Source organism: Streptomyces sp. 71268 (assembly GCF_029392895.1).
In the GTDB taxonomy this organism is placed as follows: Bacteria; Actinomycetota; Actinomycetes; order Streptomycetales; family Streptomycetaceae; genus Streptomyces.
Genome location: NZ_CP114200.1, coordinates 2894747 through 2920151 on the forward strand (window position 1 = coordinate 2894747; position 25405 = coordinate 2920151).

Consider the following 25405-nt stretch of genomic DNA (forward strand, 5'->3'; position numbering starts at 1 on the left):
GCTCCAGGTAAGGAACCGGCTGCCCCCGTGGCCCGAGGGGCGCCCGGTTCGGGGCGCCCCTCGGCATCAACGTCCGACGACTACTTCTGCTTCACCGTGATGTCGGTGAGGATCGGGTCGCCCTTCTGGTTGAACTTCACGTTCGAGACGTTCTTCGAGTAACCAGAGTTGACCTTGTAGTACCAGAGCGGGATGGCCGGGAAGGTGTTCTTGAGCTGCTGCTCGGCCAGGTTGTACTCCTTGGCCGACTCCTCCAGCGTCTTGGCGTTGTCCGCCTTCTTCACCAGGTCGTCGAACTTCTTGTCCGAGAAGGCGCCCTTGTTGCCGGCGACACCGGTGCCGTAGAGGTCACGGAGGAAGTTGCCGTTGAACGGGTAGTCCAGCACCCAGCCGGACCGGTACATCGACTTGACCTGCTTGTTGTCGCGGGCCTCCAGGTCGGCCTGGAAGTCGGCCTTGGAGTCACCCACGCACTCGACGCCCACGGACTTGCGGATCGAGCCGCACACCGCGTCGACCCACTCCTTGTGGCCGCCGTCGGCGTTGTACTGGATCTTGATGGCGTTCTTCGGAACGCCACCGCCCTGCTTGATCAGGTCCTTGGCCTTGGCGGGGTCGAACTTGCAGAACTCGCCACAGGCGTCGGCCTGGTAGCCGAGCACGTCCTTGGCGACCCAGCCGGTGGCGGGGACGCGGGTGCCCTGGAGCACCGTCTTGGTGATCGTCTCGCGGTCGATCGCCATCGACAGGCCCTGGATGACCTTGACGTCGATGTCCTTGAACTGCGTGTTGTAGAACGCCGGGTTGATCGTCTGGATCGCCGAGTAGTCCTGGTCGATCGCGCGGTCACCGAGGTCGCTCTTGTAGTTCGGCAGGTCGTTCGGCGGGACCTGGCGGATCACGTCGACGTTGTCGGAGACGAGGTCCTTGTAGGCCGCCTCGGGCTGCGAGTAGTTCTTGAAGATCACGCCGCCGTTCTTGGCCTTGTTCGAACCCTGGTAGCCAGGGAACGTCTCGACCTCGATCTGCTTGTTGTGATCCCACTTCACGAACTTGTACGGGCCGTTGCCGACCGGCTTCTGGCCGTAGCCCTTGGGGTCCTGGAAGAAGCCCGAGGGGAGCGGCGAGAAGACCTCGTAGCCCAGCTTGTACTCGTAGTACGGGACCGGCGAGACCAGCTCGATGGTGAAGGTGGTGTCGTCGACGACCTTCAGGCCGGACATCTTGTCGCTCTTGGCGTCACCCTTCTCCGGGTGGACGTCCTCGTAGCCCTTGATGTCGGCGAACCAGGAGCTGTTCTGCTGGTTGTTCTTGGTGGCGGCGGCCCAGTTCCAGGCGTCCACGTACGACTTCGACGTGACCGTCTCGCCGTTGTGGAACTTCCAGCCCTTCTTGAGCTTGATCGTCCAGAGCTTGTTGTCCTTCGTGGTGACGGACTCCGCGTTCTCCTTGACGATCTTGCCGGTGCCCGGCTCGTAGTCAACGAGGCCCTGGAACAGCGACCGGATGACGGCGCTGCCGTACGACTCCATCGTGTTCGCCGGCTGCAGCGGCTTCTGCGGCTCACCGTTGTCGAAGACGACCTTGCCACTCTTGTCGACCGGGCCGTCGTTGCCGCTGTCGCTGTCACTGTTGCCGCCGCCGCAAGCCGTCGCGGCCAGCGCCACGACCGCCGCCATCGCGACCCACTTGGCGCTACTGGCACCGCGCATGGGATTGCCTCCTCAGGAGTCCACTGTCACTACGAGAGAGGGCACCGGATACGCGCTGACACCCCTGACAGCGACATAAGACCCGGCACCCCGAGTGTGCTCGTAGGTCGGCGCTCCCCACAGCGCGTGACCCATTGACCCGAGCTCAATGGACCCCATGATTGAGCACGCCTGGCCCGTAAACCACACTTAAAGGGTCTCGCTTTGGTCACATCGCCCGAGGACGGAGTACCGAAATCCGGACAAAGGCATCACAGACAGACACCCCCGAAACGGACTGTTAATACAACATCCGGAACGGCTTCACCGATATCCGAACGCCCGTTGAGGGAAAACTTGTTGACTGGCATCGCCCTGTCCCACCCTCGAAGCGGGTGGCCCGTGGCGGCGGAGCGGACTCCGCGCGCCCGGGGCGCGACACAGCGTGAGGGCGCGGCCCGGCCCGATCGCCGGCGCGGTCACGCACCGCACCCGGCGGCGACGCACGCGGAGCCGTGAGTCAAGACGCACTCCGGCGCCGCGTCAACCCCCCGTCGGCGCGGGGCGGTTCACCGAGCAGGCCAAGATTCTGCCTCGCGCCCGCGCGACGGTGAGCACCGGGGTCTGGTCAGCGCCCCCGCGCCCGCCCCGCGAGCCGGCTCGCGCCCGCGGGCCAGCCGCGCGCTGACGCAACGTGATGGCGCGGAAGGGCCAGCCCTCTGCGACCCGGTGGCCGGTTCTCACCGGATGCCCGGCTCGCCGCGTACCGCCTGCTCGCCCGTGTACGTCCCGGTGGCGGCGGGTCTGTCCGGTGTGGCCCGCGCGGGTCGGCGGGCGCCGTGGCGGGCGCTGGGGGCGCCGGAGGGGCCCCTGCCGGCGGAGGTCGGGCGCGCGCCGGGTACGGCGACGGCCCCGGCGCGGATCGCTCCGTGCCGGGGCCGTCAGCCACGAACCTCGTTCGGCGCGCGGGCGGCGGGGCCCGCGCGGCCGGTGTCGCCTAGCGCTTGGCGCGCGAGGCCGCCCGGCCACGCTCCTTCTGGTCGAGGACGACCTTGCGGATGCGGATCGCCTCCGGCGTCACCTCGACGCACTCGTCGTCGCGGCAGAACTCAAGGGACTGCTCAAGCGACAGCTTGCGCGGCGGCACGATCGACTCGGTGACGTCGGCCGTGGAGGAGCGCATGTTGGTGAGCTTCTTCTCCTTGGTGATGTTCACGTCCATGTCGTCGGAGCGCGAGTTCTCGCCGACGATCATGCCCTCGTACACCTCGGTGCCGGGCTCGGTGAACAGCACGCCGCGCTCCTGGAGGTTGGTCATCGCGAACGCGGTGACCGAACCGGCGCGGTCGGCGACCAGGGAGCCGTTGTTACGGGTGACCAGTTCGCCGAACCACGGCTCGTGGCCCTCGTGGATGGAGTGCGCGATGCCGGTGCCACGGGTGTTGGTCAGGAACTCCGTACGGAACCCGATCAGGCCACGCGAGGGGACGATGAACTCCATCCGCACCCAGCCGGAGCCGTGGTTGGACATGTTGTCCATGCGGCCCTTGCGGGTGCCCATGAGCTGGGTGACCGCGCCCATGTGCTCCTCGGGCACGTCGATGGTGATGCGCTCGATCGGCTCGTGCACCTTGCCGTCGATCTCCTTGGTGACCACCTGCGGCTTGCCGATGGTCAGCTCGAAGCCCTCCCGGCGCATGGTCTCGACGAGGATGGCCAGCGCCAGCTCGCCTCGGCCCTGCACCTCCCAGGCGTCCGGACGCTCGGTGTCGAGCACGCGCAGCGAGACGTTACCGATCAGCTCGCGGTCCAGCCGGTCCTTGACCTGGCGGGCGGTGACCTTGCGGTCCTTGACCGCGGCCTTGGCGTCCGCGCCCTTGCCGGTGCCGCCCCGGCCGACCAGCGGCGAGGTGTTGGTACCGATCGTCATGGAGATCGCGGGCTCGTCCACGGTGATCAGCGGCAGCGCCACCGGGTTCTCCGGGTCGGCCAGCGTCTCGCCGATCATGATGTCCGGGATGCCGGCGACGGCGCAGATGTCGCCCGGGCCGGCCTTCTCGGCGGGCTTGCGGGTCAGCGCCTCGGTCATCATCAGCTCGCTGATGCGCACGTTGGACACCGTGCCGTCGCGCTTGATCCACGCGACGGTCTGGCCCTTCTTCAGCTCGCCCTGCTCGACGCGGAGCAGAGCGATGCGGCCGAGGAAGTTGTCCGCGTCGAGGTTGGTGACGTGCGCCTGGAGCGGGCCGTCCTCGTCGTACTCGGGGGCCGGCACGTGCGAGAGCAGCGTGGTGAAGAACGGCTCCAGGTTCTCGCTGTCGGCCGGGACGGTGCCGTCCTCCGGCTTGGTCAGCGAGGCGACGCCGTCGCGGGCGCAGGCGTAGACGATCGGGAACTCGATCTGGTCCTCGTCGGCGTCCAGGTCGAGGAAGAGGTCGTAGGTCTCGTTGACGACCTCGTCGATGCGCGAGTCGGGGCGGTCGGTCTTGTTGATGCACAGGATGACCGGCATCCGGGCCGCGAGCGCCTTGCGGAGCACGAAGCGGGTCTGCGGCAGCGGGCCCTCGGAGGCGTCCACCAGGAGCACGACCGCGTCCACCATCGACAGGCCGCGCTCGACCTCGCCACCGAAGTCGGCGTGGCCGGGGGTGTCGATGATGTTGATGGTGATCGGGTCACCACCGTCCTTGGGGTGGTACTTGACGGCGGTGTTCTTCGCCAGGATCGTGATGCCCTTCTCACGCTCCAGGTCGTTGGAGTCCATCATCCGGTCGTCAAGCTTCTCGGCCGCGTGCGCCGCGAAGGCACCCGCCTGCTTGAGCATGGCGTCGACGAGGGTCGTCTTGCCGTGGTCGACGTGGGCGACGATGGCTACGTTACGAATATCGTGGCGCGTGGGCACTGCGGCGCTTCTCCCGGAATTGTGGATCGCGACGTACGGTCCGGTACGCGCGCTGCCGGGCAAACCTGAAGCCTCGGCCTTACCCCATGGTACGGGGCAAGGGCGGTAACGGCCGCCCCAGCCCGTCCCCCACCCCCGCCCGGCACCGGTGGTTCCCAGCTCAGGGCGGCCCCGCCAACCCCGGCTTTACCTGCCCTTTCCCCATCCTTCGCGTGCGGGCCGCGCCCCGACCGGGCTGCGGAGGCGCTGTCGGGACGCGGTCAGGGTTGGAGGCGAGCCAGGCCGGAGCGGGGCGGCCGACGGGGTCAGGCCGGGGCGGGGTCAGGCCGCTCCCCTACCGCCGCTCGGCCTTGGCGTCCTCGGACTTCGCGTAGCCGATGTCCTGGTAGCGCGGGGTGGCCAGGCCGAAGGCGCCCACGTTGGCCAGGCTGGAGCGGGCCGCGATCAGTTGCGGGCGCTGGTAGAGGGGCAGGGAGCCGGCGGCGGCCCAGATACGGGCGTCGGCCCGCTGGAGCAGCTCGCGCGCCGCGGACTCGTCCAGCTCGGTGGACGCCTGCTCGAAGAGCTGGTCGATCTGGTGGGTGCCGACCCGGGTGTAGTTCTGCTCCACGAGCAGCGAGCCGTCGGCCGCCGGGCGGGGCTTGGCGAAGATCGGGCGGGCGTCGGTGGCCGGGAAGGCCGTGGCCGGCCAGGAGTAGAGGGCCAGGTCGAAGTCGCCCTTGGCGACGTAGGTACGGAAGTACTCGTCGTCGGGGACGCGCACGATGTCGGTCTGGACGCCGATCCTGCCGAGCATCGCCGCGATGCGCTCGCCGACCTCGCGCGCCTGCTCCGTCCCCGGGCCGCTGGGCAGCACGAACCGGAGCAGCAGCGGCCGGCCGTCCTTGATCCGTACCGGCGCGCCACCGGGCAGCGCCCGGGGCCCGGCGTCCCCGGCCCGGTCGGCGCCCCGCCGGTCGCTTCCGTCGCCCGCCGGGGCGCGGCCCTGCGGGCGGTCGCGTTCGGGCTGGTCCCGGCCCTGGACGCGGGCCACCGGGCCGGCCGCGCCCGCGGCACCGGCCCGATCCGCCGCGTCGTCGGGGGCGTCGTCGGGGGCGGCCGGGTCCGTGTCAGTGGCCGGGTCCGTGTCGGCCGCGGCGTCCGCGTCAGCGGGTGCGCTGGTGCGCACGCCGGTGTTCGGGCGGGCGTCGGTGCCGGTGTCCGTGCCCGAGTCCGCCTCCCCGTTCTCGTCGGCGTCCCGCTTGGCGTCCGCCGACTGGCGCGGGAGGGGGCCGTCGCCCTGTTGCCATCCCGCGTCGGCGAGCAGCGAGCGGGCCGCGGCGGCGTCCCGGCCACCGAGGGCTCCGCTGTTGTCCCGGTAACCGTGCTGGCCCGCCATGGTCAGGTGGCTGCCGAGCGGCTTGGCCGACAGGCCGAGCGGCTCGAAGACCGCGTCGGTCAGCTCCTCGCGGTCGATGGCACGGGCGACGGCCCGGCGCACCCGCTCGTCGGCGAGCGGCCCGGCCGTGCCGTTCAGGGCGAGCTGGGTGTAGGCGGGCGCGAGGGACCTGCGGACGGTGAACGCGCCGAGCGCCCTGGCCTCGGCCGCGCGCCGGGCCGCCGCCGCGCGCTCGTCGGCCACCGCCCGTACGGCGGCGGCTCGCTCCCGGCGCGGGCCGTACTCGATCACCCAGGAGCGCAGCGCGCCGGCCGCGCTGACCATGGCCGCCCGCCCGGCCCCGAGCTCGGGCGTCGTACCGCTGGCCGCGTTCGGGCCGGCCCCTGCCGGCGCCCCGCCGGCCGGCCGCCCGGCACCCGCCAACCCGGACGCCTCGCCGCTGCCACCCGCGGCGGCGACGCGGTCGGCGGTGGCGGCGTCCACCTCGGCCACGTCGAGCCGGCCGGAGGCCAGCGCGGCTGCCCGCTCGGCGCGCGGCACCGGCGTCAGCACCAGCTTGTCGAGCCGCGCGGGATCGCCCCACCAGCGCGGGTCGCGCACCAGCGTCAGCGGGGCCTCGGCGTCCGCCGTGCGCCCGTGCCGGTCCTGGCCCCGGCCCTCGCGCCGGCCGTCAGGCCGGTCCCGCTCCGCGCGGTCCGCACCCTGCCGGCTCGGCATGAACGGGCCGGCGCTGACCGGGAGTTGGCGACCCGAGTCCTCGTTGAACGCCTTCGGGCTGCCCATCACGCTCTTCGGGTACAGCGGCGTGAACAGGGCCCGCCAGTCCGCGTACGGGCGCCGGAAGGTGACCTCCACCTCGCCGGGTTCGCGGCCCGGCGCGATGCGCTCGATGCGCTCGTAACCGGCGTTGCGGGCCGTCCAGTACGCCCGGTCCCTGCCGCGCAGGGCCCGCCACTGGGCCCGGAAGTCGGCCACGCCCAGCGCCCGGCCGTCGCTCCAGGCGGCCTCGGGGTTGAGCCGGTAGCGCACCACCTGTCGCGGCTCGCGGTCGATGACCTCGGCCGACTCCAGGTAGTCGGGGTTGCGGACGGCGCGGCCCCGCGCGTCGAGGGTGAACAGCATGGGCAGCACCGCGCCGGCCACCCGGTCGGTGCCGGCGTCGGCCTTGGCGTGGAAGGCGTTGAGGGTGGCGGGCCTGGCGTCCACGGCCCAGCGCACGGTGCCACGCCCGGACAGCTCGGCGCGGGCGGCGTCGGCCACGTCGTGCGAGACCGGCGCCGCCGCCGCGTCCTCGCCCTCCGAGCTGCACCCGGCCAGCAACGGAAGCGGCAGCAGCACCCCGGCCGCGAACAGCGCGGCGCAGCGGCGGGTACGGGCCGCCGGGCCCCTCGTGACGCCGTCGACGGGCATGGCTGGTACCTCCGGGTGACTTCACCGCTCATCGGATGGGCTGATCACTCACTGAAGGCGACGTCGCGCGCCACGCCACGCCGACACGGCGGGTCACAACTCAACGCCACCCGGCCGGCCTAGCCCATTCTGACCAGCGACGTCACGGCCTCGACGGCGCGCCACCCGGACGGCCTAGCGGTGCCGAACCGGGCCTTCGCGCGGGTCTAGTCTTGAGGCGGGAGGGGCGCGATATGACCGGTGTGCGCCCAGAATCCCGGCAGATCTCTTCCCAACAGCGGGCGCGGCGCGCGACACTCGCTGTCGCATGAGTGTCGCCGTCCGCAACCGCGGAAGTGAGGACAAGTCATGTCCGTACACGATGATTTGACGGCCGTTCAGCGAAGTCTCGACGACCTGGTCCGCTCCGTCGGACGCCTGGAGAAACAGGTCGGGTCCGACAGCCTGGACGTCCGCAGGGTGCGTACCGACGCGGACCATCTCCGCGAGAGCGTCGCGCTGTTGCGCGCGGCGTCCCCCTCGGAACCGGTCCGGACGGAGCGGGTGCCCGTCCCCGACACCCCCTACGACCGCACGCTGTGGGCGGACGCCGAGGACGAGGGCCTGGGCTCCCGGGAGGGCCGCGCCCCCTAGTGAAGCCGCTCCACCGCCGGCAGGCCGGGGCCCGGGCGCCGGCACGCGCCGCACGGCGCGTCGCCGCCCGGGCCGCGCCACTCCCCCGGCCGGGCGTCCCCGGAGCGCCCGTACGCCGGGGCGTACGGCGGAGCTGGCGCCCGCCTCGCGCGTGCGGTGCGCCGGCGCACCGCGACCGGCCGGCCGCCGCAGGTCAGAGACACGTACCGCCCGGCCGGAGCCGGCGCCCGGCGCACCACCGCCCCGCCCCGCACCACCCGCCGCACCCCCGCGCACCCGCCCGGCCCGCGCGCCGGTCCGCGCGCACGCACCCGCGTACCGCCCGTACGCCCCCGGCCGCCCGGGCGCCGCACCCGTCGCGCCGACCCGCTCCCTCGCGGCACCCGGCCCGCACGGCGCCCGCACCGCGAACCCCGCCGCGCGGCACCCGCACCACACCGCTCACCGCCCCATCCGTCCACCCGTCCGACCGCCGGCCCACCCGTCCACCATCGGCCACCCGTCCACCCGCCCGCAGATCCGAGCCGCTACCACGCCACCGCGGAGTCTCCCTTGGCCACAGGCACCGACCCCCACGTCCGGACGGGAGCGCGCGGCGTGCACGGCACGCTGCGCGCCGCCATCCCGGAACGCCACCTGCGCACCGACCGCTGGTGGCTGCCGCCCGCCGCGACCGCGGCCGGACTGCTCGCCTTCGTCGTCTACTCGACCTGGCGGGCGTTCTCCAACGCCGACTACTACGACGCGCCCTACGTCTCGCCGTTCTACTCGCCGTGCCTGGCCGAGAACTGCGAGCCGATGCGCGACGGCCCCAACTGGGCCCTGTTCGGCACCTGGTGGGGCCTGTCCCCCTCGGTCCTGATCCTGATCCTGCCGCTGGGCTTCCGGCTGACCTGCTACTACTACCGCAAGGCGTACTACCGCGGCTTCTGGGCCTCGCCCCCGGCGTGCGCGGTGCCCGAGCCCCGGCAGAAGTACACCGGTGAGACCCGCTTCCCGCTGATCATGCAGAACATCCACCGGTACTTCTTCTACGCCGCGCTGCTCGTCGCCAGCATCCTGACGTACGACACCGTGCTCACCTTCCGCGACGAGCACTACGAGTGGGGCCACATGGGCCTCGGCACGGTCGTCTTCGTGGCCAACGCCGTACTGCTGTGGATGTACACGCTCTCCTGCCACTCCTGCCGGCACATCGTCGGCGGGCGGCTCAAGCACTTCTCCAAGCACCCAGTGCGCTACCGGCTGTGGGGCTGGGTCGGCAAGCTCAACGCGCGGCACGCCAGGCTCGCCTGGTACTCGCTGGTCAGCGTGGCGCTCGCGGACCTGTACGTGTACCTGCTGGCGATCGGAGCCTTCGACGACCCGACCTTCTTCTGACACCGCCCACGGGAGCGGTGACAACGCGCCCGCCCCGCGGGCGGCGAGCCGCCCCCGGGGCCCGGGCAACTCCAAGGCTGCGAGAGGGAAACAAGAGACATGACGCAAGTCGAGCGGCAGGCGTGGGACGTCGTCGTGGTCGGCGCGGGCGGGGCGGGGCTGCGGGCCGCCATCGCGGCGCGCGAACAGGGCATGCGCACGGCCGTCATCTGCAAGTCCCTGTTCGGCAAGGCCCATACGGTGATGGCCGAGGGCGGCATCGCGGCCAGCATGGGCAACGTCAACGAGGGCGACAACTGGCAGGTGCACTTCCGCGACACGATGCGCGGCGGGAAGTTCCTGAACCACTGGCGGATGGCCGAGCTGCACGCGCGCGAGGCCCCCGAGCGGGTCTGGGAGTTGGAGACCTGGGGCGCGCTGTTCGACCGTACGGCCGACGGCAGGATCTCGCAGCGCAACTTCGGCGGCCACGAGTACCCGCGCCTGGCCCACGTCGGCGACCGCACCGGGCTCGAACTGATCCGCACCCTCCAGCAGAAGATCGTCTCGCTGCAACAGGAGGACGAGCGGGAGTTCGGCGACCACGAGGCGCGGCTCAAGGTGTTCCAGGAGTGCACGGTCACCCGCGTGCTCAAGGAGGCCGGGCCAGCGGGCGGGGACGGGGCGCGGGTGGCCGGCGTCTTCGGCTACGAGCGCGAGTCGGGCCGCTTCTTCGTCATCGAGGCGCCGTCGGTGGTGCTGGCCACCGGCGGTATCGGCAAGTCCTTCAAGGTGACCTCCAACTCCTGGGAGTACACCGGCGACGGGCACGCGCTGGCGCTGCTGGCCGGCGCCCCGCTGATCAACATGGAGTTCGTGCAGTTCCACCCGACCGGCATGGTCTGGCCGCCGTCGGTCAAGGGCATCCTGGTCACCGAGTCGGTGCGGGGCGACGGCGGGGTGCTGCGCAACAGCGAGGGCAAGCGGTTCATGTTCGACTACATCCCGGAGGTCTTCAAGGACAAGTACGCCCTCACCGAGGAGGAGGGCGACCGCTGGTACGAGGACCCGGACAACAACCGCCGCCCACCCGAACTTCTCCCCCGCGACGAGGTGGCCCGCGCCATCAACGCCGAGGTCAAGGCCGGCCGAGGCTCCCCGCACGGCGGCGTCTTCCTCGACGTGTCCACCCGGATGCCGGCCGAGACCATCAAGCGGCGGCTGCCGTCCATGCACCACCAGTTCAAGGAGCTGGCGGACGTGGACATCACGGCCGAGCCGATGGAGGTCGGCCCGACCTGCCACTACGTCATGGGCGGCGTCGAGGTGGACCCGGACACGGCGGCGGCCACCGGCGTGCCGGGCCTCTTCGCCGCCGGCGAGGTCGCCGGCGGCATGCACGGCTCCAACCGGCTGGGCGGCAACTCGCTGTCCGACCTGCTGGTCTTCGGCCGCCGGGCGGGCCTGTACGCGGCGCGCCACGCCGCTGACGTCGGCGCCGACCGGCCGGTGATCGCGGCGGCCGACGCCGCGGCGGCCGAGGCGGAGGCGCTGCGCCCGTTCAGCGCCGAGGAGGCGAGCGCGAGCCCGTCCGGCGGGCCGGTGGAGAACCCGTACACCCTGCACCAGGAGTTGCAGCAGGCGATGAACGACCTGGTGGGCATCATCCGGCGGCACGAGGAGATGGCCGAGGCACTGCACCGGCTGGCCGGGCTGCGCGCGCGGGCCCGCCGGGCGGGCGTCGAGGGGCACCGGCAGTTCAACCCGGGCTGGCACCTGGCGCTCGACCTGCGCAACATGCTGCTGGTCAGCGAGTGCGTGGCGCGGGCGGCGCTGGAGCGTACGGAGAGCCGCGGCGGGCACACCCGCGACGACCACCCCGCGATGGACCGGGCCTGGCGCACGGTCAACCTCCGGTGCCGGCTGGCGACCGAGGAAGCGCAGGCGGCGGAGCCGGTGGGCGGCGCGGCGAACGGACCGGTGGGCGCGGGACCGGCGGGTGGCGTGGCCACCACCGCCGAGTCCGTCACCGAGCCGGTCGTCGCCGAGCCGGTCGTCGCCGAGCCCGGGCTCGGCGGCCTGGTCAGCGACCAGTCCGGGCAGATCGCGCTGGCCCGCACGGCGACCCCGCCGATCAGGCCGGACCTGCTCCAGCTCTTCGAGAGGGACGAACTGGTGAAGTATCTGACGGACGAGGAGCTGAGCCGGTGAGCTACCAGGCGCACTTCAGGGTGTGGCGCGGCGACGCCGAGGGCGGCGGGTTGCGCGACTTCACCGTCGAGGTCAACGAGGGCGAGGTGGTGCTCGACATCATCCACCGGCTCCAGGCCACCCAGGCCCCCGACCTGGCGGTGCGCTGGAACTGCAAGGCCGGCAAGTGCGGGTCGTGCAGCGCCGAGATCAACGGCCGGCCGCGGCTGCTGTGCATGACGCGGATGTCGGTCTTCGAGGAGAGCGAGACCATCACGGTGACGCCGATGCGGACGTTCCCGGTGATGCGGGACCTGGTCACGGACGTCTCGTTCAACTACACCAAGGCCCGCGAGATCCCCGCGTTCGTCCCGCCGGCCGAGCTGGGCCCGGGCGAGTACCGGATGGCCCAGCAGGACGTGGAGCGCTCGCAGGAGTTCCGCAAGTGCATCGAGTGCTTCCTGTGCCAGGACACGTGTCACGTGGTGCGGGACTTCGAGGAGAACAAGGCCGCGTTCGCCGGGCCGCGCTTCCTGATGCGCGTGGCCGAACTCGACATGCACCCGCTGGACGCCGCCGACGAGGCCGGCATCGACCGCAAGCGCACCGCGCAGGAGGAACACGGCCTCGGCTACTGCAACATCACCAAGTGCTGCACCGAGGTGTGCCCGGAGGGCATCCGGATCACCGACAACGCGCTCATCCCGCTAAAGGAGCGCGCGGTCGACCGCAAGTACGACCCGCTGGTGTGGCTGGGCAACAAGATCAGGCGCCGCGGACAGTGACCCGGGCACGGCGCGGGGCGATCCCCGCGCCGTGCACCACCCGGGGCGCGTGCCGGACCGGGCCGCGCGCCGGACCCCCTCGGGGCGGGCCCGCGCTCGTCAACCGCCCTACGGGTAGGCCGACTTGGCGCGGGGCCACAGAGGTGGCCAACCGCCCTCAGAACATGCTCAGCAGCGCCTCGGTCGCGTCCACGCCGCTCGTCTCGCCGCTCGGCAGGGCCAGCTCGAACCAGACGGTCTTGCCCCGGGGCGTACGCCGGCTGCCCCATGCCGCGCTGAGCAGCCCGACGAGTTGCAGGCCGCGCCCGCCCTCGTCCGTGTCGCGGGCCCGGCGGCGGCGCGGCTGCACCAGCCCGCCGTCCCACACCTCGCACACCAGGCCCCGGTCGAGCAGCAGCCGCACGCGTATCTCGCCGCCCTGCTTCGCCGGTGGCACGCCCAGCTCGCCGTACCGCAGCGCGTTCGTCACCAGCTCGCTGACCAGCAACTCGGTCGTGTCCACCAGCGCCTCAAGGCCCCACTCGCGCAGCTGCTGACAGGCCAGTTCGCGGGCCCGGCCCACCGAGCGGGGCTCGCGCGGCAGTCGCCAGTCGCCGACCGCGTGCGCGGGCAGCCCCTGCATCCGCGCCATCAGCAGGGCCGTGTCGTCCTCACCGTGGTGGGTGCCGAGGGCGTTCAGCACGTGGTCGCAGATGCCCTCCAGCGGGCTGACGTCGTCCGCGGCGGCGGGCGGGGCGGCCAGCGCGGCGCGCAACGCCTCGATGCCGACGTCCAGGGAATAATCCCGCGACTCGACGAGCCCGTCCGTGTACAGCGCGAGCAGCGCCCCGTCCGGCAGCTCGAACTCCATCTCCTCGAAGGGTTCGCCACCCACGCCGAGCGGCATCCCCGGCGGCAGCTCCACCAGTCGCGGCTGGCCACCCTGCGGGACGAGCACCGGCGGCAGGTGTCCGGCGTTGGCGATGGTGCACCGCCGGGTGACCGGGTCGTAGACGGCGTACACGCAGGTCGCGAGGTAGATCTCGGACAGGTCGGAGTCGCCGGCCTCACCGCGTGCCCCGGCCGACCTGCCGCCACGGGCCGGACCCTGGCGGCCCGCCGTGCGGGTGGAGGCGCGGGTGGTGCCGGGCGCGCCGAGGCCCTGCGCGATCTCGTCCAGGGCGGTCATCACCTCGGCCGGCTCCAGGTCGAGCATGGCCAGCGTGCGCACGGCGGTACGCAGTTCGCCCATGGCCACGGCCGCGCGCAGGCCGCGCCCCATCACGTCGCCGACGACCAGCGCGGTGCGGTGCCCGGGCAGCTCTATGACGTCGTACCAGTCGCCGCCCACCTCGGTGGCCTCGCTGCCGGGCAGGTAGCGGCAGGCGATGTCGAGCCCGGCGGCCTCCGGGTCGCCCGGCGGCAGCAGGCTGCGCTGGAGGATGAGCGCGCGCTCGTGCTCGCGGCGGTAGAGGCGGGCGTTGTCGATGCACACGGCGGCGCGGGCGGCGAGTTCGACGGCGAGCGCGGTGTCGCGCTCGCCGAACGGCTCGCTGCCCTTCGCGCGGGAGAACTGGACCAGGCCCACCACGGTGTCCCGGGCCACCATCGGCACCGCGAGCGTGGACTGTACGACCGCGCCCAGTTCCGGCCCGGCGTCCGGGTCGGCGCCGCTGTCCCGGCCGGGGATGACGCGCACCTGCCCGGTGGCCAGGGCTGTGGCGCAGGGCGAGTGCGGCGGGTACCGGTGGGCCTCGCCGACCTGCACCGGCCGCCGGCCCGCCGCGCGCCGCGCCCGGTCGCCGAAGGGGGTGCCGCCGCCCGGGCCGGACGCGCCGGCGTGGCTCGCGGCGCCGGGTATGCCGAGGCCGATGGGGCCCGCCAGGTCGTCGGGCTCGGCCTCGGGGTAGCCGGAGAGCGCCACCGGGCCGTCGGAGACGGCGCTGGCGAAGGCGACCCGGCGCAGTGGCGCGCTGCCCTTCGCCGGCTCGCCGGTCCGCCGGCGCCCCGGGCTCGACGGGCGGGTGGCGGCCCGCAGCTCAGGGACCGCCTCGTCGCCGGCGAGCAGCCCCTGGTAGAGGTCGACCGAGGCCAGGTCGCAGAACTGCGGCACGGCGACGGCCAGGAGTTCGCGGGCGGTGGTCTCCAGGTCGAGCGAGGTCCCGATGCGGGCCCCGGCCTCGTTGAGCAGCGCGAGGTTGCGCCGCACGCCGGCGGCCTCCTGCTCGGCGCGGCGCCGCCCGGTGATGTCGATGACCAGTCCGGCGACGCCGATCGGCCGCCCGGAGCCGCCGTGCAGCCGGTAGAACGAGACCTGCCAGCGGTGCCGCTCGGTCTCGCCGTACCGCGAGCCGACGATCTGCATCCCGGTGACCGGCGTCCCGGTCTCGATCACCCGGCGCAGCGAGGCGCTGAACCGCTCGGCCTCGGCGCGCGGCAGGAAGTCGTACGGGGTGCGGCCGCGGTGCCAGTCGACGGGGCGGCCGAAGGCGCGGGCGAAGCACTCGTTGACCCGCATCAGGCGCAAATTCTTGTCCGCGAAGAAGAAGCCCAGCGGAGATTGACCGAAAACGGCCTGCGAGGCCGCGAGGTCGGTCTCGATCTGGCGCAGCGCGCTGACGTCCACCGCGATGCACAGCGCGGAGCGCTCGCCCATGTCGTTCCGGGTGGGCATCAGATAGATCTCGGCGAGCCCGTACGGCCCGTCGCCGAGTTCGTCGCGCGGGTCGCGGCCGCCTACCCAGGTGCGGCCGGTGCCCCGCGCCACGGGCGGGTCCGGACACTCGTCGGGGCCGCCCGCACCGCGCTGGCCGGGCACGGGGGGCGCCTCGGGCGCGCCGTGCGGGCCGGGGGCGGTACGCGTCTCGGTGGCGGCGTGCGGAGCCGGGTCGGGTGCGTCGGATATCGGCTCGCCGGAGGCGGGGCCGCCGGGCGCGGAGGTGGGGCCGTGCGGCGGGGCGGTGGGGGGCGCTGGGCGGTCGGGGCGGCGCCGGGCGGGGTGCTGGTGTGCTGGTCGGCGGGGGTGGGCTTGGGGCGCAGGTACGGTACGAGGCCGGTCCACTCGCGGCCGTCGAGCAGCTCGGCGACCTTGCGGTGGCCCTGCTCGCGCAGCTCGTGCGGGACGAAGACCTCCACCGGGTCGCGGCCGATCGCCTCGTGCGCCGGCACGCCGAGGAGTTCGGCCGCGCGCTCGCTCCACTGGTCCACGCGCCCGTCCGGTCCCAGCGAGAAGGAGGCCACCTGGACGTAGTCGTAGATGGAGCCCGGCGGACTGCCCTGCCACATCGGTGCCGAAATCGGCGCGGTCTCCGTCCCGTCGGGCGTCCCCGCTCCCGCTGGCATGTCGCTCACTGCCCGTCTCCTCCGGCTCAGGTGCTAGGACCGGCCCAGAAGGCCGAGTATCCAGCACTCCAGCCAATCCCTGCACGGCCTTCACGATCACAGCACGGTCTCGACGCACTCTCGTGCGACGTGGCGATCGCGAACGCTCAACAAGCCGTCCCCCGGGTCCAGCACGGACCCGTTCGGGCTTCAGCGGCTCCCCATCGGACCCACATCAGCCCCCGAGGGGCCATGGCGCGCCGGCCGGGCCCCCGTCGCCGCGAAGGGTCTCGCCGACCGCTCATCGCGGCAGGCCAGGCCGCTTTCGCAGACCGCTGCTGCCTGACTCCTCACCAGGCAGACCCGACTCTAACCAGACAGTTCAGGGACGTGGCCAGCCCGGTGGGCTCATCTGTCGGCGCACGCGCCCCACGCGTTACTCCAGCGCCCAAGCCCCCGGTCTTGACGGGCCCGCCCTCTTCGGCTCGCTCCGGGGTGGCTCACTCGGCGGCGATGGTGAGTTCGAACCAGACGGTCTTGCCCACCGTGCCCCGCCGCGTCCCCCAGCGCCGGGACGCGCAGGCCACCAACTGGAGCCCGCGCCCGCCCTCGTCCTCGGGGGCGGCGGCGCGTTCCCGGGGCGGGTCCTCCACCGGGTCCGACACCTCGACCAACAGCGCGCGCCCGCCGGGGTCGGGCAGCGGTCGGAAGTACATGCGCACGCCGATCGGGCCGCTCGCGTACCGGAGCGAGTTGGTGACCAGCTCGCTGACGAGCAGGACCGTCACATCGCTCATCGCCTTCAGGCCCCAGTCCGCCAGCGCGTCCCGCACCAGCTCCCGGGCCTGGCGCACGGAGTCGGGCGCCGCGGGAAAGCTCCACTCGGCGAAGCCGGGCGTGGACGCCACGGCTCCTGCGCTGTCGTTCACGCCCACCACTTCCCCTGAACGCCGACGAGCCCCATCGAATTGTCCACGTTAGACGGGGTTAATCAGCACATACCCGATATTCGGGTGGGCCTATCGTCCGAGCGGCGGCGTGGTGCCACATTCGGCCTACCGGGGCCCGCCACGGCGGAGTGCTCCGGAGGCGACCGCCCGGGCACCCGAGCCCGTACGGCGAGGCCCGGCCGGGGCCCGGCTCGGGGTCCGGCTCAGGCGAGTACCCGAGCCGGGCGCGGCCTCACGCCAACTCGCCGCTGGCCCGAAGATCGTCGAAGAGAAGCTGGTCGACCGGCGGGACCAGCGGCCGGTGCGCGTACGAGAACCAGGCCAGCTCCGCGATCTCGCTGCTCGCCGACAACGTCCCCTGGTACTCCGCCGTGTAGCAGCTCATCCGCACCACGGCACCACCCGGCACCCCGGACGCCTCGGCCTCGTACGTGGCCACGTGTCGCGCGCTGGCCGCGTCCAGAACCACGGTCAACTCTTCCTCGATCTCCCGCAGCAGGGTCTCCAGGTCGCTCTCCGCGCCCTCCCGTTTGCCGCCGGGGATGTAGAAGACGTCCTTGCCCCGGGGCCGGGCGCAGAGAATCCTGCCGCCCTCCACCCGCACCCACGCCACCGTGTCGATCAGTTCCGCCGCCATCGCCGCGCCTCCGCCGTCGTCGTCCGTCCCGCGTCAGCCAGGACCCTAACGAGCGGGGGTGGGGGGCCGGACCGCGCTCAGTCCGTCAGGGTCGCCATCGCCTCGGCCAGCCACGCCCGCTCGGCCTCGCTGGTGGCGCGGGCGACGCGGAGCATGCCCTGGCGGAAGAGGTCCGGCACGTCCTCGGCGCTCACCGGCTCGCCGTCGCGGTAGAAGAAGCTCGCCGGAGTATCGAGGAAGTCCTGCCGCCGACGGAGGACCGCGACCTGCTCCGCCCGGTCCGGAAGGTGGCGCAGGAAGGCGAGCAGCGTGAAGAAGCGCTGGCCGTCGGTGATGTCGACGTCCCTGGGATGCCGCAGCCGGGACCATAGTTCCGCCCGCCCCGCTTCGGTGAGGGACAGGATGCGGCGCGGCGCGGCGCCACTGCCGGGCTCCGTACGTTGCTCGACCAGCCCCGCCTTCACCAGTCGGGCGATGGCCGGGTAGAGCGCTCCGTCGCTGACCGGGCGCAGGTGACCGCTGAGGCCACGGATGCGGGCCTTCAGCTCGTACCCGTGCAGGGGCTCCTCGTAGAGGAACCCCAACATCGACAGCTCCAGCACGCGTCGCACCCCTTCCCGCGTCCATCCGAACCTTGCACGCCTCGAAGGTGCATGCTAACTCTTTTCGCTGTACCTCGTTTCGAGGTACAGCGAAAAGAGGGGGCGGCGATGAAGGCGGCCGAACACCGGCGCGCACTGGTGTCACTGGCGGGTCCGATCTACTGCGAACTCCTTTCGGGCGTCGTGGCCGGGATCATCAACATGGTCTGGGTGGCGCGGCTGGGCGGGGCGGCCGTCGCCGCGGTAGCCGTCGCGACCAACGTCGAGAACGTGCTGCTCGGGGTGGCCCTCGCCGCCGGATCAGGCACGACCGTGCTGGTCGCCCGCGCCAGCGGGGCGGGCGATCCCGCGGGGCTGCGTGCCGCGGTACGCGGCGGCTGGGCCCTGTGGGCGCTCATCACGCCGACCGTCACCATTGGCGGATACCTGTGCCGCGAGCCGCTCGCCCACCTGGTGCTCGGCGGTGCCGACAGTGACTCGCTGGCTCTCGCCACCGACTACTTCTCGATCGCGCTGCCCGGCATCGCGGTGTTCTTCGCGACCAACGTCGTCGACGGCATCCTCAAGGGCACCGGCGACACCCGCACCCCGATGCGGCTCGCGTTGCTCGCGAACGGGCTGATCCTCGCGCTGGACCCCTGGCTCATCCTCGACTGCGACCTCGGAGTGCGGGGGGCCGCGATCGCCACGGTGCTCGGCCGCACGGCGGCGCTCGTCTGCGGCTGCGTCGTCCTGCGCCGCGGCGGCACGCTCCGGTGGGCAGCCGACGCGAACGGCAGAGGGGCGCCCACCCACGGCGCCGGGTCGTTACGGCGCCGGGCTCGTTCGCTTGGTCGCGACGCTCGCCGAACGGCCTCGGTCGGGCTGCCCGTGTCCGTCGACTTCGTCCTGCGGATGACGGGCGCGTTGACCCTCGTGGCCGTCGTCGCCCGGCTCGGCGTCGCCGAGGCCGCCGGGTACGGGATCGCCACCAAGGCGACGTACGTCGCGACCATGGCGTTCTACGCGGTGCGCCAGAGCGCCGCCATCCACACCGCCCGCCTGCTCGGGGCGGGCCGCGACGAGCGCCGGGCCATCGGACGGCAGGCGCTGCTGCTGGCCGGGGCGTTGGGAGCGGCGGCCTCGTTGACACTGCTCGCCGCCGGCCCCTGGATCATGCGGGCGTTCGGCGCCGAGGGCGTGGTCATCGCGGCGGGAGCGCTCTATCTGCGCTGGATCGGTCCCTACCTCACGCTGCTGGCCTGCTGCATCGCGCTGGGTGGCGTCTTCGAAGGCAGCGGCGACAGCTCCGCGCTCGCGCGCGTCACCGCCGTCGGGGTGGCGCTCCAACTGGGGCTCGCGTACGGCCTGTCGGGGGCCGGGCTGCCCGGGGTCTGTGGCGCCATGGCGGCGTCCATGGCAGTGCAGTGCGCGGCCGTCGCCAGGAGATATCGGCGTACGGAACGCCCGGCGGTCGCGCGCCGTGGCCGTAGACGTCCGAAAACCTCCGCCACGGTGGCCGACGACTCCACGCCCGACGGGCGCACCACGCCCTGAACCCGGATCAGCTCCACGTCGCCGACCCGCCCCGCTCGATCCGGGTGGACCGCGACGACTGGGTCGCGCGGCGTCGCACCCACCCGCCGGACCGCGCTTCGCGGCGCGCGGTCGGGCCTCGGGTCGCGCCGACGCGGCCCGTCGTGCCGGGGCGCCGGTGTAGCCGGGTCGCCCGGTCGCCGGCAGGGTGCGGCGGCTTGGTGGGAACGCGGGGTGAGGGTGAGGTCCCGCTGCTGGCCTGCGCGCTCGGGGAGTCGCGCGGAGCGGGGGGTGTGCCGTGGAACAGGACGTGCGGTGGAACCGGTGGTGCGGTGGGACCGGTGGTGCGGTGGGTCAGGCGGTGCGTCGTGGCGCGGTGGAGCGCTCCACCACGTAGAGCTGGCAGGCGCCGCGCGCGTGGAGGCGGTCGGCCACCTGCTCGGCCTCCGTCTTGGTGGCGTACCGCCCGACGCGGTAGCGGTTGCCGTTGTCGTCCTCGCGGACGACCAGCCACGGCAGCGTCGGCTCGGGGCCGCTGTCAGTCATCCCGCACCCCCTCGCTCGGCCGGTCATCCCCCGGCGTACGCCCTCGACATTCATTCTGGGAAACCACAGTCCGCATATGCCCGAGCCTACGCCCGACCCTTACGGAGCGGATACGGGTTCTCACCAAGAGGTACGCATCCGGCCACCGCGTTCCCGTGTCGTGGGTGCGACGGCACGGCGAACGGCCCCGGACCACCCGGCACACACCGGCACATCCGATGCGATAGCGAACGGTGGCCGGGGCCGTGCCGGCGGGCCGGATCGGAGGCGGGCGGCGCCGGGGCGCGGGGCGGCGGACGTCAGGAGCGGGGCCCGGTCAGCGGACCGGCAGGTGGTAGGCGAGGCGATGGCGGTCGGCGGAGGTCACCACGTCGGCGGTCTCGACGGGCCGGCCCCCGGCGTAGTACGTACGCGAGATGACCAGAACCACGTGGCCGGGTACGCCGCCGAGGGCATGGGTCTCCTCGGCCAGGCCGGGGCGCGCGGAGACCTCCTCCATGACGTTGTCCACCACCAGGTCGATGGCCGCCATCCGGTCCACCACACCGCGCCCGGCCAGCGGGCCCTCCTCGGGCAGCAGCACCGGCGTGCGGCCCGTGATGGCCAGCGGCTCCCAGGACGTGGAGAGCATCACGGGCTCGTTGAAGGCGCGGAACACGTACCGCGTGCGCATCACGCGCTCGCCGGGCTCGATGAGCAGCCGGGCGGCGATGTCCGACGTGGCCTCCTCCTGCATGCTGCTCGCGTCCCAGGTGCCGGCCACGGTCTCGTCGGCCTGCTCCTGCCGGAAGGGGGTGCAGTCGGCGACCGTGCGGTATCCGGTGCGGATCAGGCGGCGCGGTACGGGGCGCTCGCGCACGTACGTACCGGAGCCGGAGCGGCCCTCGACCAGCCCCTCGGCCATCAGCACCTTGCGCGCCTCCAGCGCGACCGTGTCGGAGACCCCGTACTCCTCGCGGATGCGGGCCTGCGACGGCAGGCGGGTGCGCGGCGGCAGATCCCCGGTGACGATCTTCTGTCGCAGCTCACCGGCCACGCGGAGATAAGCGGGCTGCTCGCCAAAGGCCACGGCCCCTCCCAGTTTCAACAGGTCCCAGCACAGGTCCCAGCGGGTTAACGGACCGCATCAGCTTGGCAACCGTGCGAGAACACGGGCAATCTTTGGGCTGCGAATCACCCGATGTGATGCATTGCTGGTCAGGAATGGACTATTCCCGCGCGTTTCCGCTAGTTACGGGCTCGGGGTGCCCTCCGCACGCGCGGCCCGGCCCGCCCAGGTCCGCCCCGCCCCCGCCCCTCCCCGCCGCCGTCCCCGTGCGCCGCCCGCTACAGCGAGGCGAGGAAGTCCAGCACCCGGCGCCATGTCAGCTCGGCCGCCTCGGGGTCGTGGTCGGGGAGGTCGGGGTCGGTGTAGAAGTGGCCGGCGCCCGGGTAGCGGAAGACCTCCAGCGCGACGCCGGCCGCGTGCGCCGCCTGGCGCAGGGCCGCCACGCGCTCGGGCGGCGCGAACGCGTCCGGGTCCGCGGCGTGCAACTGCGCCCGCAGCCCGGGGCGGACGGCGGCGGGCAACTCGGCGGCCGCGTGCAGGAGCAGCACGCCCGCGGTGGCCGGGCGCTCGGGCCACAGGTCGCTGACGACACCGGTGCCCATGGAAACGCCGGCGAGCACCGTCTCGTCCGGCAGCCCGGCCAGGGCCCGCCGGGCCCGCTCGACCACCGTGTCCCAGCCGACCCGGTCGAGCAGGGCGAACCCCTCGTCGAGGGTGGTGGCCCGCGCGCCGGCGTACAGGTCCGGCGTGACGACCTCGTGGCCGGCGCGGCGGAGCCGCTCGGCGGCGTCCAGTTCGGCGGGACGCGGGCCGAGCACGGAGTGGAACAGCGCGATGGTGGTCATGGGACATCATGCTCCGTGCGGCCCGGGCGGGCGGTGGTCAGTGGTCGCGGTAGGCGGCCTGGTGGGCCATGGTGGACAGTTCCGCCGCCCACTCCGGGCTGATGTCAGCGGCCCGTACCGCCTCGCAGGCCACCTTGACGCGCTCCTCGATGACGGCCTCGACCCGGTCCCGGATGCCCGTCGCGACCAGCGTCGCGTACAGCTCGTCCGGGTCGGTGCCGGCCAGGTCGTCGCCGACCAGGTCGCTGATCGCGGGCTCGTCGCGCAGCGCGAAGGACATCAGCAGCGTCATCTTGTGCTGGCGGAAGTCGAGTTGGCTGGGCTTGCCGGTGGCGTCGGTGTCGCCGAAGGCGTCCAGCAGGTCGTCGCGGAACTGGAACGCCTCGCCGACCGCGAGGCCGTACTCCTCGAACGCCGCCAGCGTCACCTCGCTGCCACCGGCGAGCAACCCGCCGAGGGACAGGGGGCGCGAGATGGTGTACCGGCCGGACTTGAACAGGGCGATGTGGCGGGCCAGTTCGGGGTCGGGGCTGAACCGGGCGGCGGCCCTGATGTCCAGGTACTGGCCGGCCATCAGCTCCGTGCACAGCTCGCCCCACACGCCACGGACCCGCGTCGGGGCCCCGGCCGCGAGCCGGTTCGCGTACGTCAGGGCCAGGTCGCCGGCGAGCACGGCGACGCCCTCGCCGTAGCGCCGGGGCTCGCCGCGCCAGCCCTCGCGGCGGTGCAGTTCGGCGTGGGCCACGTGCGCGGTGGGCTTGTTGCGGCGCAGCTCGGACGCGTCCATCACGTCGTCGTGCAGCAGCGCGAAGGTGTGCAGCGCCTCCAGGGCCGCGGCCACGTCCACGACCTCGGGCGCGGTCGGGTCGCCGCCGGCGGCCAGGTAGCCGGCCGCGCAGAAGGCGGGCCGCAGCCGCTTGCCGCCGCTGAATATCACCTCGGCGATGGCGTCCACCAGGGCGACCGAGTCGGGGTTGGCGGCGTGCCACTCGCGGCGCTCGGCGGCGAGCAGCTCCTCCAGCCGGCCCTGCACCCCGCCCAGCAGCCGCCCCAGTTCGGCGCGCTCTGCGGTCGGGTCGTCGGCCGTGGCCACGGGGGTCTTCGACACGGTTCCGGTCACGGCGTCTCCCTGCTAACGGGGCGAACGGGGTGGGTTCAGGCGGGCGGTTCGGCGACCTGGCGGCTTCCTACCGCGCGGGCTTGGTGCCGGCGTGTGCGAACAGGCTGCCGGGGATGGAGAACACCACGTCCTCGGTGGTCGTGGTCACGCTGCCGATGTCCCCGTAACCCAACTCCGTCAGGCGGGTCACCAGTTCCTGCACCAGCACCTCGGGGGCGCTGGCGCCGGCGGTCACGCCCACGGACTCCACGCCCTCAAGCCACCGCTCGTCCAGCTTGGAGACGTCGTTGACCAGGTAGGACCGGGTGCCCTGGCGGATGGCGACCTCGACCATGCGCACCGAGTTGCTGGAGTTGTCGGAGCCGACGACGAGCACCAGGTCGGACCGGGCCGCGATGTCCTTGACCGCGTTCTGCCGGTTCTGGCTCGCGTAGCAGATGTCGTCGCTGCCGGGGCCCTTGATGTCGGGGAAGCGGCGGGTCAGCTCGTCGATGATGTCCTTGGTCTCGTCCAGCGAGAGTGTGGTCTGGGTGAGGTAGGACAGGTTGGTGCCGGGCTCGAACTCCAGGCGCCGCGCGTCCTCCACGGTCTCCACCACGATGGTGTCCTCGGGCGCCTCGCCGACCGTGCCCTCGACCTCCTCGTGGTTGGCGTGGCCGATCAGCAGGATCTTGTTGCCGGCGCTCGACGAGCGGATGGCCGCCTGGTGGACCTTGGACACCAGCGGGCACGTCGCGTCGATCACCTTGAGTTCGCGGTCGACCGCGTTTCCGCGGACCGCCGGCGAGACGCCGTGCGCGGAAAAGACGCAGATCGAGCCTTCCGGAACCTCGTCTTCGGAATCGACGAAAATCGCGCCCTGCTTCTCGAGTTCACTTACGACATGCTGGTTGTGCACGATCTGCTTACGTACGTAAACGGGGGCCCCATACAGTTCCAGGGCCTTCTCCACCATGCCGATCGCGCGTTCCACGCCGGCGCAGAATCCCCGCGGCTCGGCCATGATGATTCGCTTCCGCCGCTGCTGCGGGGATGTGAGCGTGGTGTCACTTACCGAAGGCATCGACTGCTCCCTGCAGGCATCGAGGACATCGAACGGGTAGCGCACGACTGGAAAAGCCTGACGCTCTCAATTCTTGGTCTCCGACGCGTGTGAGCGATATAGCAGACTCCTGTCACAAACAATTGCCGTGCAGGTCAGGCGGCCTTTATGGCCGTCGGTCACACGGCTGCCACGACCCCGTGGCGGGGGCGTCGGCGCGCGGGCCGGGCCCCGTCGTGGGCCCGGCCCGCGCGCCGGTGGCGCGAGCGCTCCGCCGCGCGCCGCGCGGTTCAGCTCGCGTGGACGTACAGCAGATTGCCTACACATAGCAGCACCGCGCCCAGCCGGTGGATCTGGATGCCCAGCATGCGGGCAGCCAGCGGGTTGCCGCGCACCACGCCGGCACGCAACTGCGCCCCGCGCAGCACGAACACCGGGGCCAGCAGCAACAGGAACCACACGGGCACCGCGTCCACCGCGATCGCCACGACCGTGGAGACGAGACCGATCGAGGCGACCGCGACGAGGAAGGCGTGGTAGCCGGCGGCGCTGGTCATGGTGGCCACGTTGACCCGGCCGACCTTGCGGTCCCCCTCCAGGTCGTTCATGTTCGAGTACGCGGCGACCTGGAGCGCCCACGCGCCGAACAGGACGGTCTCCAACACGATCAACCCGCTGACCTCACCGGTCAGCAGCGCGTAGGGCATCAGCACCACCATGCCGGTGGTGCCGATCATCAGCACCTCCTGGCCGCCCCGGTAACTGAGCTTGAGACCGTACGAGTACTGCACCGCGCTGGCGGCCACCACCAGCAACAGCACCAGCAGCCACCCGGGCTTGTGCGGCGCGACGAGGGCCGCGGCGGCCCAGCAGGACGCGCCCACCAGGACCGAGCCCCAACCGAAGACCTGGGCCTGGCGCACCGTGAGCGCGCCGGACAGCAGGGGCTTGCGGGCCAGGTCGCGGAGCTGCCCGGTCTCGGGCGTGTAGTTCTCGGCGTCGCTGCCGTCCCGCAGCCCGGTCAGGTCGTCGAAGGTGACCGTCGCGGCGAAGATCGCCACCTGGCCTATGAGGAAGAACAACAGGGTCGCCCCCGTCGACGCCTCCCACAGCAGCGGGCCCGGCAGCGCGCACCAGACGATCAGTACGCACAGGTCATAGTCGAAAAAAGCGAACTTACCCAGTTTGACGTAGGCGTTAAAACGCCCGCTCCGCCGTACCGGATTAGTGGTGTCTACCGCCATCAGAAGTGTCCCCCCGTTCGAAGATGCGGGGGCTCTCCCATGGCCGACCTGGCGGCGCGCACCTTCTGGGTTCCGTCGCGGCCACGGCCGCTCGTCCAGATTCCAAGGGATTGTCACGCTAGGAAGTACAGGAACCTGCTGGCCATAGCAATTCAGTGCGCGCTGAGTGGCGCCACAGGCAATCAATTGCCATACGCATACGTCCCCC

Annotated in this window: 18 protein-coding genes; 5 read left to right on the forward strand and 13 right to left on the reverse strand. The window is 72.5% G+C overall.

The features are described 5' to 3' along the window. Positions 1-80: 80 nt before the first annotated feature. From OYE22_RS10670 to OYE22_RS10680, 3 genes are all read right to left on the reverse strand, one after another. Positions 81-1712 carry an ABC transporter substrate-binding protein gene (locus tag OYE22_RS10670; RefSeq protein WP_277320185.1) on the reverse strand — a complete coding sequence of 544 codons (1632 nt, stop codon included), beginning with the start codon at positions 1710-1712 and terminating at the stop codon, positions 81-83. A gap of 976 nt (positions 1713-2688) precedes the next feature. Then, entirely contained in the window at positions 2689-4593 is a 1905-nt protein-coding gene (gene typA / locus OYE22_RS10675) for a translational GTPase TypA (RefSeq protein ID WP_277320186.1), read from the reverse strand. 334 nt (positions 4594-4927) lie between these two features. Further along, positions 4928-7381 (reverse strand): ABC transporter family substrate-binding protein, encoded by a 2454-nt coding sequence (locus OYE22_RS10680; RefSeq protein WP_277320187.1) that lies wholly within the window; start codon positions 7379-7381, stop codon positions 4928-4930. A gap of 348 nt (positions 7382-7729) precedes the next feature. On the opposite strand from OYE22_RS10680, the gene OYE22_RS10685 reads away from it, so the two are divergent. The 4 genes from OYE22_RS10685 to OYE22_RS10700 all read left to right on the forward strand — a co-directional run bounded on the left by OYE22_RS10685 (position 7730) and on the right by OYE22_RS10700 (position 12348). Further along, positions 7730-8014 carry a hypothetical protein gene (locus OYE22_RS10685; RefSeq protein WP_277320188.1) on the forward strand — a complete coding sequence of 95 codons (285 nt, stop codon included), beginning with the start codon at positions 7730-7732 and terminating at the stop codon, positions 8012-8014. 552 nt (positions 8015-8566) lie between these two features. After that, positions 8567-9394, forward strand: a complete 828-nt coding sequence (locus OYE22_RS10690) for a hypothetical protein (RefSeq protein ID WP_277320189.1) — start codon at positions 8567-8569, stop codon at positions 9392-9394. A 99-nt stretch (positions 9395-9493) separates the two neighbouring features. Beyond that, positions 9494-11584, forward strand: a complete 2091-nt coding sequence (locus OYE22_RS10695; RefSeq protein WP_277320190.1) for a fumarate reductase/succinate dehydrogenase flavoprotein subunit — start codon at positions 9494-9496, stop codon at positions 11582-11584. Continuing rightward, positions 11581-12348 carry a succinate dehydrogenase/fumarate reductase iron-sulfur subunit gene (locus OYE22_RS10700; RefSeq protein WP_277320191.1) on the forward strand — a complete coding sequence of 256 codons (768 nt, stop codon included), beginning with the start codon at positions 11581-11583 and terminating at the stop codon, positions 12346-12348. Before OYE22_RS10695 ends, OYE22_RS10700 begins: the two co-directional genes overlap by 4 nt. Positions 12349-12505: 157 nt before the next feature. On the opposite strand, the gene OYE22_RS10705 is transcribed toward OYE22_RS10700, so the two are convergent. From OYE22_RS10705 to OYE22_RS10720, 4 genes are all read right to left on the reverse strand, one after another. Continuing rightward, entirely contained in the window at positions 12506-15610 is a 3105-nt protein-coding gene (locus OYE22_RS10705; RefSeq protein ID WP_277320192.1) for a SpoIIE family protein phosphatase, read from the reverse strand. Between the two features lie 538 nt (positions 15611-16148). After that, a complete protein-coding gene (locus OYE22_RS10710; RefSeq protein WP_277320193.1) occupies positions 16149-16586 on the reverse strand; it encodes an ATP-binding protein in 438 nt (145 codons plus the stop codon). Between the two features lie 244 nt (positions 16587-16830). Further along, complete coding sequence (locus OYE22_RS10715) at positions 16831-17235, reverse strand: NUDIX domain-containing protein (RefSeq protein WP_277320194.1); 405 nt, start codon at positions 17233-17235, stop codon at positions 16831-16833. A gap of 77 nt (positions 17236-17312) precedes the next feature. Beyond that, a complete protein-coding gene (locus tag OYE22_RS10720) occupies positions 17313-17837 on the reverse strand; it encodes a PadR family transcriptional regulator (protein WP_277320195.1) in 525 nt (174 codons plus the stop codon). 108 nt (positions 17838-17945) lie between these two features. On the opposite strand from OYE22_RS10720, the gene OYE22_RS10725 reads away from it, so the two are divergent. After that, the gene (locus OYE22_RS10725; protein WP_277320196.1) at positions 17946-19373 is read left to right on the forward strand and encodes an MATE family efflux transporter; all 1428 of its coding nucleotides are present in this window, start codon (positions 17946-17948) and stop codon (positions 19371-19373) included. 333 nt (positions 19374-19706) lie between these two features. Here OYE22_RS10725 and OYE22_RS10730 read toward each other — a convergent pair whose 3' ends face one another. The 6 genes from OYE22_RS10730 to OYE22_RS10755 form a co-directional block, all read right to left on the reverse strand. Continuing rightward, positions 19707-19898: an SPOR domain-containing protein gene (locus OYE22_RS10730; protein ID WP_277320197.1), complete on the reverse strand. Its 192-nt coding sequence runs from the start codon at positions 19896-19898 to the stop codon at positions 19707-19709. A gap of 316 nt (positions 19899-20214) precedes the next feature. Continuing rightward, a complete protein-coding gene (locus OYE22_RS10735; protein ID WP_277320198.1) occupies positions 20215-20967 on the reverse strand; it encodes a GntR family transcriptional regulator in 753 nt (250 codons plus the stop codon). 257 nt (positions 20968-21224) lie between these two features. Then, positions 21225-21791 carry a dienelactone hydrolase family protein gene (locus OYE22_RS10740; protein ID WP_277320199.1) on the reverse strand — a complete coding sequence of 189 codons (567 nt, stop codon included), beginning with the start codon at positions 21789-21791 and terminating at the stop codon, positions 21225-21227. 37 nt (positions 21792-21828) lie between these two features. After that, positions 21829-22911, reverse strand: coding sequence for a polyprenyl synthetase family protein (locus OYE22_RS10745; protein WP_277320200.1), 1083 nt, complete (start codon positions 22909-22911; stop codon positions 21829-21831). A gap of 67 nt (positions 22912-22978) precedes the next feature. Next, complete coding sequence (locus OYE22_RS10750; RefSeq protein WP_277320201.1) at positions 22979-23974, reverse strand: 4-hydroxy-3-methylbut-2-enyl diphosphate reductase; 996 nt, start codon at positions 23972-23974, stop codon at positions 22979-22981. A gap of 269 nt (positions 23975-24243) precedes the next feature. Then, positions 24244-25197, reverse strand: coding sequence for a UbiA family prenyltransferase (locus OYE22_RS10755; protein WP_277320202.1), 954 nt, complete (start codon positions 25195-25197; stop codon positions 24244-24246). Positions 25198-25405 lie beyond the last annotated feature (208 nt).